General features: G+C 62.2%; 11 protein-coding genes. 4 read left to right on the forward strand and 7 right to left on the reverse strand.

Translation table 11 applies throughout. The features are described 5' to 3' along the window. Positions 1-15: 15 nt before the first annotated feature. Entirely contained in the window at positions 16-1,440 is a 1,425-nt protein-coding gene (locus QPW08_RS00345; protein WP_284123741.1) for an amidohydrolase, read from the reverse strand. Positions 1,441-1,535: 95 nt separating this feature from the next. On the opposite strand from QPW08_RS00345, the gene QPW08_RS00350 reads away from it, so the two are divergent. Genes QPW08_RS00350 through QPW08_RS00360 form a run of 3 tightly spaced genes read left to right on the forward strand, consistent with a single transcriptional unit; the run spans position 1,536 to position 4,507 of the window. Beyond that, complete coding sequence (locus tag QPW08_RS00350; protein WP_284123742.1) at positions 1,536-1,934, forward strand: hypothetical protein; 399 nt, start codon at positions 1,536-1,538, stop codon at positions 1,932-1,934. Further along, complete coding sequence (locus tag QPW08_RS00355) at positions 1,934-2,881, forward strand: sterol desaturase family protein (RefSeq protein ID WP_284123743.1); 948 nt, start codon at positions 1,934-1,936, stop codon at positions 2,879-2,881. The genes QPW08_RS00350 and QPW08_RS00355 overlap by 1 nt, the downstream gene beginning before the upstream one ends. Positions 2,882-2,905: 24 nt before the next feature. After that, positions 2,906-4,507: a GMC family oxidoreductase gene (locus QPW08_RS00360; protein WP_284123744.1), complete on the forward strand. Its 1,602-nt coding sequence runs from the start codon at positions 2,906-2,908 to the stop codon at positions 4,505-4,507. Positions 4,508-4,641: 134 nt separating this feature from the next. Here QPW08_RS00360 and QPW08_RS00365 read toward each other — a convergent pair whose 3' ends face one another. The 6 genes from QPW08_RS00365 to QPW08_RS00390 all read right to left on the reverse strand — a co-directional run bounded on the left by QPW08_RS00365 (position 4,642) and on the right by QPW08_RS00390 (position 11,996). After that, entirely contained in the window at positions 4,642-7,041 is a 2,400-nt protein-coding gene (locus QPW08_RS00365) for a TonB-dependent receptor (RefSeq protein WP_284123745.1), read from the reverse strand. A gap of 254 nt (positions 7,042-7,295) precedes the next feature. Then, the gene (locus QPW08_RS00370) at positions 7,296-8,633 is read right to left on the reverse strand and encodes an ammonium transporter (RefSeq protein ID WP_284123746.1); all 1,338 of its coding nucleotides are present in this window, start codon (positions 8,631-8,633) and stop codon (positions 7,296-7,298) included. Positions 8,634-8,650: 17 nt separating this feature from the next. After that, on the reverse strand, positions 8,651-8,989 hold the full coding sequence (locus QPW08_RS00375; RefSeq protein ID WP_284123747.1) for a P-II family nitrogen regulator: 339 nt from the start codon (positions 8,987-8,989) through the stop codon (positions 8,651-8,653). A gap of 138 nt (positions 8,990-9,127) precedes the next feature. Beyond that, positions 9,128-9,829: an endonuclease/exonuclease/phosphatase family protein gene (locus QPW08_RS00380; protein ID WP_284123748.1), complete on the reverse strand. Its 702-nt coding sequence runs from the start codon at positions 9,827-9,829 to the stop codon at positions 9,128-9,130. Positions 9,830-9,841: 12 nt separating this feature from the next. After that, a complete protein-coding gene (locus QPW08_RS00385) occupies positions 9,842-10,417 on the reverse strand; it encodes a pyridoxamine 5'-phosphate oxidase family protein (RefSeq protein WP_284123749.1) in 576 nt (191 codons plus the stop codon). Positions 10,418-10,448: 31 nt separating this feature from the next. Further along, complete coding sequence (locus tag QPW08_RS00390; protein WP_284123750.1) at positions 10,449-11,996, reverse strand: peptide chain release factor 3; 1,548 nt, start codon at positions 11,994-11,996, stop codon at positions 10,449-10,451. Between the two features lie 191 nt (positions 11,997-12,187). Here QPW08_RS00390 and QPW08_RS00395 point away from each other — a divergent pair, with 191 nt between their 5' ends. After that, positions 12,188-12,784: a hypothetical protein gene (locus QPW08_RS00395; RefSeq protein WP_284123751.1), complete on the forward strand. Its 597-nt coding sequence runs from the start codon at positions 12,188-12,190 to the stop codon at positions 12,782-12,784. Positions 12,785-12,787 lie beyond the last annotated feature (3 nt).

Consider the following 12,787-nt stretch of genomic DNA (forward strand, 5'->3'; position numbering starts at 1 on the left):
CGCTATTCGCCCCAACTATTCGCGGTAGTCGAGCGGCGGATCGCGATCGCCCAACAGCGAGACATATTCATAGTCCTCACCGCGTGAAGCATCGAATTCAGCCTTGGCGGCGGCTCGAAGCTCGGGATCGGTGAACAGTTCGATCGCCATCAGCGTCATGGCCTTGGCGGCCACTTGCGCGCCCTTGGCGCCAATGGAATTGCCACTCGCCGCAACCGCCTGCCAGCTGTGCGCACTTGTTCCCGGGACCCAGGTCGCCGTGCGAACGCCCACCGTCGGCGTCGCCCATGAGACATCGCCAACATCGGTCGAGCCATAGCCAAGCATTGTGTTGTACGGTTGGATTTGCGCTGCTGATTCGAGTGGCAATGCGCCATCGCCCAATGTCTTGCTGATATCCTCCGCCCAGGCGCGTTCTTCTGGCGTGTATTCGACCCCACCGACCTGACGCAGCTTGGCATCCATCACCCGCGCCAGAGTTTCATTGACGAGCAACGGGTTGTTGCCGTGGATGATCTCCCACTCGACTTGTGTCCCTGTACCCAATGCCGCGCCGTGTGCGGTGTCCTCCAGCCGGGCCCACAGCGCCCGCACTTCGTCGGCGCTGGAATGGCGGACATAGTAAAACACTTCGGCAAAGTCGGGGATCACGTTGGGTGCCTTGCCCCCCTCTGTAATCACATAGTGGATGCGCGTGTCCATGCTGGTGTGCTCGCGCATCATATTGACCATCATGTTCATCGCTTCGACCCCGTCGAGCGCGCTGCGACCGCGCTCAGGCGCACCGGCGGCATGCGCAGAGACACCCTTGAAACGGAACTTGGCCGAACGGTTGGCCAGGCTGGTGCGGGCCGCCGCGCTGTTGCGATCGGCGGCGTGCCAGTGGATCGCAACATCGACATCGTCGAACAGCCCTGCCCGGGTCATGTAAACCTTGCCCGATCCGCCTTCCTCGGCAGGCGTGCCATAGAGCCGGATGCGACCGGGCGTCCCGGTCGCCTGCAACCAGTTCTTGATCGCAATCGCCGCTGTCAGCGAACCCGCCGCGAAGAGATTGTGCCCGCAAGCGTGGCCTGCTCCCTTGTCGGCGAGGACATCGCGGTTGGCGGAAGTCGACTGGCTGATACCCGGCAGGGCATCATATTCTGCCAGCACAGCAATAACCGGCCCTTCTGCGCCCCATTCCGCAACGAAGGCCGTGGGAATGCCTGCGACACCTTCCGTCACCGTGAAACCTTCGCTACGCAGTTCGGATTGCAACAAATTGCTGGATCGCAACTCGAGATACCCCAGCTCGGCCCAGTCCCAAATCTGCTTGGCAACCCGTTCGGTCCGGTCCGCCTCGGCGTCGACAACGGCGACGGGGTCAGGTGCATCCTGCGCCATGGTCGGAGCGGCAAGGCCAAGCATCAGCGTTGAAGCAAGCAGGTACGATTTCATCGGGCAGTCTCCTCAGCAGCGCGTTCTGCCGCGCACTGAGCCAAATGAAAAGGCGCGCTCGACACAATCCCAAGAGCGTGGCAATCGCGCCACCCATGAACTTCATTGTCCTGATCGGCTCGCTGGTTGCGATCCTCGCATTGGCTGGGCTTGCGCAGTGGCTGGGCCTCGGTCGAACCCCTCAGCTGGCAAACGAAGCAGATGCCTGCCGTGCGGCCAATGAAGCGGTGGAAGGATTCCAACCGGTTCGGTTCGGCCTCGACCGGAGCGGGCGCGGCGGGCTGCTGGAAGATGCACAAGGCCGCATCCTGCTGTTGAAGCCGCATGGCAATTTCTTCGCCGGTCGCTTGCTCGCGCCGGGCAGTACTGTTCTTGCCCGGGACGAGACGTTGACGATCGATTGCGGCGAGCGACGCTATGGCACCGTTATTCTCCAGCTCGACGATCCGGCCTATTGGGCCGAAGCCATCGATCGGCTACAGGCGGCGGCCTGATGCCCGATTTTTCGCCCACCGAATATGCTGTCCCGGCTTTCGTCCTGCTGGTCCTGATCGAAATGGTCTGGGCGAAGTTTCGCCGGCCCGATGCCTACGAACCGCGCGACACGCTGGTTAGCCTTGCCTTCGGGTTGGGCAGCACCGTTGCAGGCGCATTGCTGGGCGGGTTCGCCCTGTGGGTGTTCCTCGCTGCCTATGAATACCGCGTGTTTGACTTCGGTCCTGAATGGTGGGGCGTCTGGTGGGCCTGGCCGCTTTGCTTCGTGCTCGACGACATGCGCTATTACTGGGTGCATCGCGCCGGGCACCGTATCCGCTGGTTTTGGGCAAGCCATGTGAACCACCATTCGAGCCAGCACTACAATCTCAGCACGGCTCTGCGGCAAAGCTGGACCGGGGCCTTCACGCTGGGCTTTGCCTTTGCCTTGCCGCTGGTCCTGCTGGGCTTCCACCCGGGGATGATCGCCATCTGCTTCGGGTTCAACCTGATCTACCAGTTCTGGATCCACACCGAAGCAATCGACCGCATGCCGCGCTGGTTCGAGGCGGTGATGAACACGCCGAGCCACCACCGTGTCCACCATGCCACCAACCCACGCTACCTCGACCGCAACTACGCCGGGGTTTTTATCGTGTGGGACAAGATGTTTGGCACATTCGAGCCGGAAACGGACGAAGAGAAGATCCGCTACGGCATCGTCAAGCAGCTCGGCAGCTTCAACCTGCTGTGGGCGGTGTTCCATGAATGGATCGGGATTGCCCAGGACATGTGGGACAGCCCATGGAAGCACAAGCTCGGCTACCTCTTGCGCGAACCTGGCTGGACTCACGACGGTAGCCGCGACACTTCGGACACGATCCGGGCCCGGTGGCTGGAGCGGCAGGGTGGCGAAAATCCGGTTGCTGAACAAAACTCGATTGAAGCGAGCGGCAAGCCTGCGTAACGCTTTCCGCAAGAGGAGAGCATAATGAACCAGTACGACTACATCGTTATCGGCGGCGGCAGTGCAGGCAGCGCGGTGGCCGGGCGACTGGCGGTGGACGGCACGCGGCAGGTCTGCCTGGTCGAAGCCGGTGGTCGCAATAACAACATGCTGGTCAAGACACCGGGCTTCATGCCGTTCCTGCTCAAGAACTCCAACTACCGTTACGAGACCGTACCGCAGAAGGGCCTCAACGGTCGCATCGGTTACCAGCCGCGTGGCAAGGGTCTGGGCGGATCGAGCGCCATCAACGCGATGGTCTATATCCGCGGCAATCGCTGGGACTATGATAATTGGGCGGCGATGGGCTGCGACGGCTGGGCCTATGACGATGTCTTGCCCTACTTCAAGAAAGCCGAGGCCAACGAACGCGGTGCCGATGACTACCACGGTGCCGGCGGGCCGCTGTTCGTCTCCGACCAGACCGCTGCCAACGCCACCAGTCAGGCTTTTGTCGACGCCGCCGCGCAGCTGCAGCTGCCCCACAATGCCGACTTCAACGGCGAACGGCAGGAAGGCTTTGGCATCTACCAGGTCACCCAGCGCAAGGGGGAACGCTGGTCCGCAGCGCGCGCCTTTGTCGAGCCGATCCGCAACGCACCCAATTTCGATATCCGCACCAAGACGCAGGTGCAGCGCCTGATTATCGACGGAGGCAGGGTTACCGGCGTCGCGGTGCTGACTGGCGGCTGGGGCGGCAAGCACGAGATCCTGACCGCGCGACGCGGGGTGATACTGTCAGCCGGCGCTTTCAATTCCCCGCAGATCCTCATGCTCTCCGGCATTGGCCCGGCCGAGCACCTTAAGGAGCATGGCATCGGGGTGAAGCTCGACAAGCCCGCCGTCGGCAGCGAGCTGCAGGACCATATCGACTATGTCTCCGGCTGGGAAACGGAGAGCAAGGTACCAATCGGCGATTCGCTCGAAGGTACTACTCGCATGGCCAAGGCCATTATCGAGCACCGGCGCAAGCGGACCGGCATCATGACCACGCCCTATGCCGAGGCCGGGGGCTTCTGGAAGGTCATGCCTGATGCGCCCGCACCCGACGTGCAATGGCACTTCGTGCCGGCGGTGCTGGAAGACCACGGACGCGAGAAAGTGAAGGGCCATGGCTTCTCGCTCCATGCCTGTGTCTTGCGGCCGGAAAGTCGCGGCAGCTTGCGGCTCAATTCGAGCGACCCGGCGGATGCCCCGCGGATCGATCCCAATTTCCTCGATGACGACCGCGATGTGGCCGTGCTGCGCGAAGGCGTGCGGCTGTCGCACCGTATCGTCGACGGCCCTGCCTTGGCTGAGTTCAAGCCGACCGATCGCCATCCGATTGATCTTGCAGACGATGCCCAGCTCGACGAGCTTATCCGCAACCGCGCGGACACAGTCTATCACCCGGTCGGCACTTGCCGGATGGGCGCGGATGACAAGTCAGTTGTCGATACCAAGCTCAAGGCGCGAGGGGTCGAAGGACTGTGGATCGCCGATGCTTCAATCATGCCCAAGATCGTCAGCGGCAACACCAACGCCCCAACCATCATGATCGGCGAACGCTGCGCCGATTTCATCCTCGAGGCCGAACGAACCCAGTAGCGTGATCGCAGAGCACGGTCGCGCAGCGACCGCAAGGCCGGAGGCCAAGCCGACGGATGTGGGCGTCGGCGCTTGAGGCAAAACAGAAAGGGCCGGAGGTAGTACCCCGGCCCTTCTCTTGTTTCAGCGTCCGATCAGAACGTCTTGCGTGCCGTAAAGCCGATCGTGCGCGGCTGGCCGATGCGGTAGCCCAGGCGGGCGCGACCGCCACGTTCGCGGTCGAAGCTCAGCAGCGCGTTCTCGTCCAGCACGTTGTTGGCATAGATCACGAAGCTGTAGCCGTTCTCGAAATCGATCCCGGCGCTGATGTTCACCAGCTGATAGCTGTCGAGCAGCAGGTCGACCGTGGTCGAAGCATTGGCAGGTGCACCACTGAAGGGCAGGCCATGCACGAAAGTGCGCGGATTGCCTTCCTGGTCAGCCGGCTGGGTGTAGCGCGAACCGACATGCGTCACCGAAGCGGCGATATAGGCATCGGCGCTGTCGGAGATCGGCCATTCGTAGCTGCCGCTGGCGGCGAGCTGGAACTTCGGCACCGACGGCAGTCGGTTGCCTTCGCGGATGCCCGTGGCACCAGCCAGAGCACCCGGCAGCGTGGTATCGAACTCAGCCTCGATATAGCTGCCCGACAGGTTGAAATTGAGGCCCGGTGCCGGGTTGAGGCCCAGCTCCGCTTCAATCCCGGCCGAGTGTGCGTCTGGCACGTTGAAGACGATACGCGAAGAGCAACTGCCTGCATCCAGCGTCACCTGCAGGTTGCTGATGTCGTTGTAGAAACCGGCAGCGTTAAACGTGAAGCCATTGCCCTGCGTCTTCACGCCAAGCTCGTAGTTCCACAGCTTCTCGTCGTCATAGTCCTGGAAGCCGCCGAACAGCGCCAGGTCCTGTGCGTTACACAGCGGCACGTTGAGCGGATCGTTGACCCCGCCGAGACGGAAGCCCTGCGAAGCCTGCGCGTTGATGGTGACGTTGGGCGTCACTTCATAGCTGAGCAGGATGCGTGGGGTGAAACCGTCGGACGAGGTTTCGTCGATGACGCCGACATCGCCATTGGCGAACAGGCCGCCGGTGGTTATGGTGCGGGTTTCCTCGAAGTCATAATAGCGACCGCCTGCCGTCAAGGTCAGCGCGTCGGTGATATCGAAGCTCGCTTCACCGAAGATCGCAAACTGCGTGATGTCGTATGGCAGGTCGGAGTTGAACGGCGAATCCGCAGGGAAGCCGTTCGCCACTGCCGCAGACACGCCAGCGCCAAGTACGGCATCGGTGAAGAAGTCATACCCGGGCGTCGGCAGGCGCTGGGCATAGACACGATCGACTTCCGAATAGAACGCACCGATCAGCCACTGCAGGCGGCCTTCGCTGTTCGAAGCCAGCCGGACTTCCTGCGTAATCGTTTCCAGCTCGGTGGTGTCGCGCAGGTTGGATGGCAACAGGACAGCGACATTCGGATAGCCAAGGTCAACCGAGACCGAGCCCGTCAGCGCACTGGCATCGCGGCTGACGAGGATGTCGCGGTTGATGTAGGAGCTGACCGAAGTCAGCGTGACCGGGCCCAGGTCCACTTCAGCGGTGAGGTCGAACAGGAAGGTCTCGTCCTCGAATTCTTCCCGCAGGCGCAGATATTGCTCGCGCTCACCCAGCTGGACCGGATTGGACTTGTCCGGGTTCGCGTAGAGGTTCCAGATTTCCTGGCGGTTGAACCCATTGGCCTTGACCTTCTGGTAGACAATCCGGGGCGTGATGCTGAGCCCTTCGCCGGTGTCCATCTTGATGGCAATGCGGCCACCATAACGCTCGCCACCATTGACGTCTTCGCCGCCGCCCGGACCGAAGGCATCGATAAAGCCGGCGTATTTCGTGTAATAGCCAACCACGCGCGCAGCGAGCTGGTCATTGAGCGGAACGTTGATTGCACCTTTCAGGTGAGCGCCCAGATCATCGCCATCGACGAGGTTCATATTGGCTTCGAACGAGCCTTCGGTAACGCCGATCTCAGGCTGGTTGGTAATGTAGCGGATGGTGCCGCCGACCGAGCCCGAACCGAACAGCGTCCCCTGCGGGCCGCGCAGGGTCTCGACGCGATTGAGGTCGAACAGGTCAAGGTCGGGTGTAAAAAGCGAAAGCGAGATCACGCTTTCGTCGAGATAGACGCCGACCTGTTCCTTCACGCCTGGCTGGTCACGCACGACCTGACCGGCAGAAACGCCGCGCACCGACACCTGGCTCTGCCCCGGCCCGAGGTTCTGCACCGAGAGGCCAGCGACGTTGCGCGAAAGGTCTTCCAGCGTCACTGCACCGGATCTTTGGATGTCTTCCTGAGTCTGCGCGTTGATCGAGAAAGGAATGTCCTGGATCGTCGAATCCCGCTTGGTCGCGGTGACAACGATCACATTGCCCGAACCACCGCTGCTCGATGCGGCGGGCTGTTCGGTGTCCTGTGCGAAAGCGGGGGTCGCGGTGGCGGCAAAGGCGCAGCTGGCCATCAACAGATGCCGCGCGCGCAGCCTACCGCAAAACATGGAAGTGCGCATTATATCTCTCCTGCAAACTGGGTTCTGCTGCCCATGGGAGCGAAGCTGAATCCGGCAGGCGAAGATTACAAGGTTTGTCAGGAGCTTGGGGGAGCGAATTTTTACAACTGTGTCGCTGCCGTCACAGCGCCTTGCCCCAAGAAAAAGGGGCCGGAGCGCTTGGCTCCGGCCCATAGAGTCGATGTTCGCAGGAGGAACAACGGTAGGCGGGGGTGACTGGGAGAGGAATTGTCCCCCCCGCCAATTCGGTTGGATTAGTTGTAAGCGCGCTCTCCATGCTCGCCGATGTCGAGGCCATCGCTTTCGACTTCGGGCGTGACGCGGAGACCGATGGCGACCTTGGTAATGAAGGCGGCGATGGCCGAACCCACGGCTGCCCATACAATCGCCACAACCACGGCCTTGATCTGGATCCAGACCTGGGCGCTCATGACGAACTCAGCTGCATCACCGGGCCCACCAAGAGCTGGCGAGTAAACGATGCCGGTGCCGATCGCGCCGACGATGCCGGCCACGCCGTGGATTCCGAAGACATCCAGAGCGTCGTCATAGCCGAGTTTGGCCTTGAGCTTGGCAACCGCGAGGTAAGCCACGACCGAAGCGACGATGCCGAGCACGATCGCGCCGAACGGGCCGCTGTTGCCAGCCGCCGGGGTCACGGCGACGAGACCGGCAATGATGCCCGATGCGAAGCCGAGGGCCGATCCCTTGTGACCTGCGAGGCGCTCCATCAGCATCCATGCCAGCGCACCGGCCGCAGTAGCGACGAAGGTGTTGATCATGGCGAGGCCGGCGGTGCCGTCGGCTTCAAGCTCGGAGCCGGCGTTGAAGCCGAACCAGCCCACCCACAGCAGGCCTGCGCCCACCAGTGTCAGCGTCAGGCTGTGCGGTGGCATCGGCTCGGTCGGGTAGCCCTTGCGGCCGCCGAGGAAGTAAGCCAGCACCAGCGCCGAAACACCGGCATTGATATGCACCACCGTGCCGCCGGCGAAGTCGAGCGCGCCCCATTCGAAGATCAGGCCGCCGCCCGCCCACACCATGTGCGCGATCGGGAAATAGACGATGGTCAGCCAGATGGCGGTAAACAGCATCGCGGCCGAGAACTTGAGGCGCTCTACAGTTGCGCCCAGAACCAGTGCAGCGGTGATCGCGGCAAAGGTCATCTGGAAGCTGACGAAGACGTATTCGCTGATCACTTCATCGCTGAATGTTGCAGCCGTGCTGTCCGTCGTCACCGAGGAAAGGAAATACGCCCCGGTGCTGAAAAACGGGCTGAGCGCGCCGGTCGTTTCCGGACCGAAGGCGAGCGAGTAGCCCCACATCACCCAGATCAGCATGGCAAGGCAGGCTGCCCCGCCGACCTGCGTCATGGTCGAAAGCATGTTCTTGCTGCGAGTGAGACCGCCATAGAACAGCGCGAGGCCCGGCAGGATCATCAGCAGGACAAGGATTGTTGCCGTCATCATCCAGGCGTTGTTGCCGGGATTGGCGACTGCAGGCGCGGCTTCAGCCGCTTCCTGCGCGAATGCAGCGGTGCTGGCGAGGCCGGTCAAGGCCAGAGCGCCGGCGCTGCGAATAAGCGTGCGGATCATGGTCGTTTCCCCCCGGATCACAATGCGGTCTCGCCCGTCTCACCGGTGCGAATGCGGGTCGCAGTGGCAAGATCGAGCACGAAAATCTTGCCGTCGCCGATGGCATCGGTAGCGGCAGTGGTTTGGATGGTTTCGACGATCTGCGGTGCGAGGTCATCGCTGGCAGCGATCTCCAGCTTCACCTTGGGCAGCATGTTGGTCGAATACTCGGCCCCGCGATAAATCTCGGTCTGGCCCTTCTGGCGGCCGAAGCCCTTGACCTCGGTCACGGTCATGCCGGCGACGCCGATCCCGCCGAGCGCTTCGCGCACCTCGTCGAGCTTGAATGGTTTGATGACGGCGATGATGAACTTCATCGGGTCCCCCTTGCTTGGATCCGGGCCCTTCCCGGACTTCGCAACTGCAGCAAGAGGTGTGCCAGAATCGATTCCCACCGGAATCAGGTACCTGCAGCAAGATTTGCGCAGGATTGTTGCTTAAAATTTAGTCGGTGCCTACTTTTTACTCATTTGGACCGTGGCCCAGACCGGCAAGTGATCCGATGCCTGCGCACTGAGAGAGCTGTGATGGACCCCATGAGACACAACTTTCCATTGTGGGGAAAGCGCAATTCGGTCGAGCCGGGCGATCGGGCGTGAAGCTGGAAAGCTCGGCCCCGGGGAAAGCACCAGCCAACGTCCGTCGAACACGCGCATGGCGCCGCTACGCGCCGTCCACTGGTTGAAATCACCCAGCAGGATTTCGGGCATCGGCGGATGCGCCCCGTTCAGGTGCCCAAGGATCGAACGGATCTGGTCGCTTCGCCTGAGGCCCGACAGGTCGAGATGCGCGCCCACCACACGAAACGCGCCATCGCCATTGGCAAGGTCCACGCTGGCCGCTCCGCGCGGTTCCAGCATCGGCAAATCGAGCGGTTCGCTCGCCAGCACTTGCATGTCGCGGCGGACCAGGATGGCATTGCCGTGCCAGCCGATGCTGCGCGCCCGCTTCGCTACCGGCACGGCCTTCCACGGCGTGTCGTCAAGCGCCGCCCGGGGAAGCACGCTGGCTCTCTGGCCGAAACGCAAGTCGGCCTCCTGCAAGGCGATCACATCGGCATCCAGCTCGCGCAAGACAGAGATGATGCGCCCGGGATCGCGCCGTCGGTCGGTGCCGACAGCCTTGTGGATGTTGTAGCTGGCGACGGTGAGCTGCACGCGCGGCGCGGCCTAGTTGGAGTGCGCGCCCGGCCCACCCGCGATATAGCGATCGGTAGCCCGCGTCGGCAGCCCATCGATGCTGGAGATACGGGTCGAGACCTTGGCTGCCCACGCCTCCGGATCGGCATTGGCGTGATACTTGGTCAGCGTGTTGCGCTCGCTTTCCAGAGTCATCAGCGGCACGCCCCAGCCGCAGCTGGTCTGGACACTATCAACATCGATGACGAAGATCTGCCGCGTGCCCGGAAGCAGGGTGAACTGCGCCGCCAGTGCCTCCCACTCCTCGTCTTGCGGCAACACAGCTCGTCCGCGACCGTAGATGCGCAGGATCAGCGCCGGCTGCTGGAAATTGCAAAACATGATGGTGATACGCCCGTCGGCGGCAAGGTGCGCGTGGGTCTCGTTGCCCGACCCGCCAAGGTCGAGATAAGCGACCACCGTCGGGGTCAGCACCCGGAAGGCGTCATAGCCCTTGGGGCTGAGATTGATCCGCCCGTCTTGCGCTGCAGTCGCAACGAAGAACACGGGCTGCTGCTCGATCATGGCAATATGCTTGCCGTCGAGCCTGTCGAAGAAATCGGCCATGAGTGGATGCTACGCTCGAGCGGCGCGCTTGTCACCGCTCCTTGGTGGCGGAAAACGTCAGCTCAGGGTTCTTCTCAGCCTGATAGTTCACATCCCATGGGCTCTTGGCCATGAAAACCAGATCGCCATCGCGGTCGCGCGCAAGGTTGGATCGGTTGAAGCTCTCGAATTCATTCAGGGCCTTGCCTTCGCCCCTGACCCAGCGCGCCGTTGCGAAAGGAGAAGGTTCGAGGAAAGCGTCGACCTTGTATTCCGCCTCCAGCCGCGAAACGAGCACTTCCAGCTGGAGCTGGCCGACAACACCGATGATCCACTGCGCGCCTATCTCCGGGTAGAAAACCTGGATGACTCCCTCTTCGGAAAGGTCGTCGAGCGCCTTGCGCAACTGCTTGGTCTTGGTCGGATCCTTCAGCACCACGCGGCGCAGGATTTCCGGTGCGAAATTGGGCAGGCCCGTGAAGCGCACCTCGTTCTTCTCGCTCAGCGTATCGCCCACACGCAGCGTGCCGTGGTTGGGGATGCCGATGATATCGCCGGCCTCAGCGGTATCGGCGATCTCGCGATCCTGCGCGAAAAACATGATCGGCGAATGGATCGCGATCGGCTTGCCCAGGCCGCTCGGCGTCAGCTTCATGCCACGTTTGAAGGTGCCCGAAACTTGCCGCATGAAGGCGATGCGGTCGCGGTGGTTGGGATCCATATTGGCCTGCACCTTGAAGATGAAGCCGGTCACTTCGCTGCGATCCGGCGCAATCTCGCCGCCGTCGGCAGGCTGCGGGCGCGGCGGCGGGGCGTATTTGGCGATGGCATCGATCAGCTCGGACACGCCGAAGTTCTTGAGCGCCGAGCCGAAGAACACCGGGGTCAGGTCGCCATTGCGATACGCCTCGAGATCAAACTCGGGATAGCCAGCCTGCGCCAGCTCGGCTTCTTCGGCGAACTCTTCAGGAATTTCGGGATTTTCATCCCGCTTGCCAAGGAACTCCTTCGAACCGCCTTCAGGCCGCGCCACCGAACCACTGGAATAGTCGAGGATCCCCTGGAACTGTCCGCCCATGCCGATGGGCCAGCTTTGCGGACTTACATCGAGCGCCAGTTGGTCCGCAACTTCGTCGAGCAGCTCGAACCCCTCGCGCCCTTCACGGTCGACCTTGTTGACAAAGGTGATAATCGGCACCGAGCGCAGGCGGCAGACTTCGAACAGCTTCAATGTCTGCGGTTCGATCCCCTTGGCCGCATCAATCACCATGATAGCCGAATCGACGGCGGTCAGCGTGCGGTAGGTATCTTCGGAGAAGTCTTCGTGGCCCGGCGTGTCGAGCAGGTTGAAGGTGATCGTTTCACCGTCATATTCCTTCTCGAAGGTCATCACGCTGGAGGTGACCGAAATCCCGCGCTGCTGCTCGATCTTCATCCAGTCGCTGCGCGCGCGCCGTGCTTCGCCACGCGCCTTGACTTGCCCGGCCTGGTGGATCGCTCCACCCTGCAAGAGCAGCTTCTCGGTCAGCGTGGTCTTACCGGCGTCAGGGTGCGAGATGATCGCAAACGTGCGACGGGGGTTGGTGGATTGCGAGCTCATAAGTCGCGCGCCCATAGCGCCGGGGCGGACCCGCGTCCACCAGCCCGGAACCGATTGTTCCTTCAGCCTCGCGGCTCGAACAGAACCGCGCCGTTTTACTTCGATTTAATGCCGCTTCTTGTAGGGGTTGATCGCGTGCTTGATCGGAGGGGGCAGAAGTGGGCTCGGCATTTCTCAAACTACGGCTCATCATGATGTTCGCGCCATTCCTCGCGGGTGTAATGTGGCTAGGCGCGAGCGGTGGTGGTACGCATTACGACAAGACACCCGCCGAAGTGCGCTCCGCACTGCAGTCGGCCCTTGTACCGCTCCACGTATTGGGCGGGCAGGTCACAGGCAGCCGAGTGACCAGGCTCGACGATGAAACAATGGTCACGTCTCTGCTCGACGAGGGCGAGAATGAGCTGATGCGTTTCGTCACCACCGTGAGCGCCGACGGGGAAGGCTCCAGGGTCGAGACAATCGTCGAAGCCCCCAAGGGTGTACATGCCAAGCGCGCTGAAGAGACCATGAAGAAACAGGCGATTGCCGTTTCCCTGCTGGAACTGGTGGCCCAGGAGCATGTTGCCTCCGCCATCGAAGGGCGACCGTTCAACATGCTGGCGCTTAATCCGGCAGCCAACGCCATGGTGAACGCCATGCCGGAGACAACCTCCAGCGTCGACGACAGCAATGCTGCAACCGCTGAGTGGTCACGCCTGCAACAGCAAGGCTATGGCGAAACCCGAGACAACGGCTGGGGCAGCCCGAACGGCGACTATGGTGGCGATTGGGGATCGCAAGACTAGCGA

It is taken from the genome of Parerythrobacter aestuarii, from assembly GCF_030140925.1.
Lineage (GTDB): Bacteria > Pseudomonadota > Alphaproteobacteria > Sphingomonadales > Sphingomonadaceae > Parerythrobacter > Parerythrobacter aestuarii.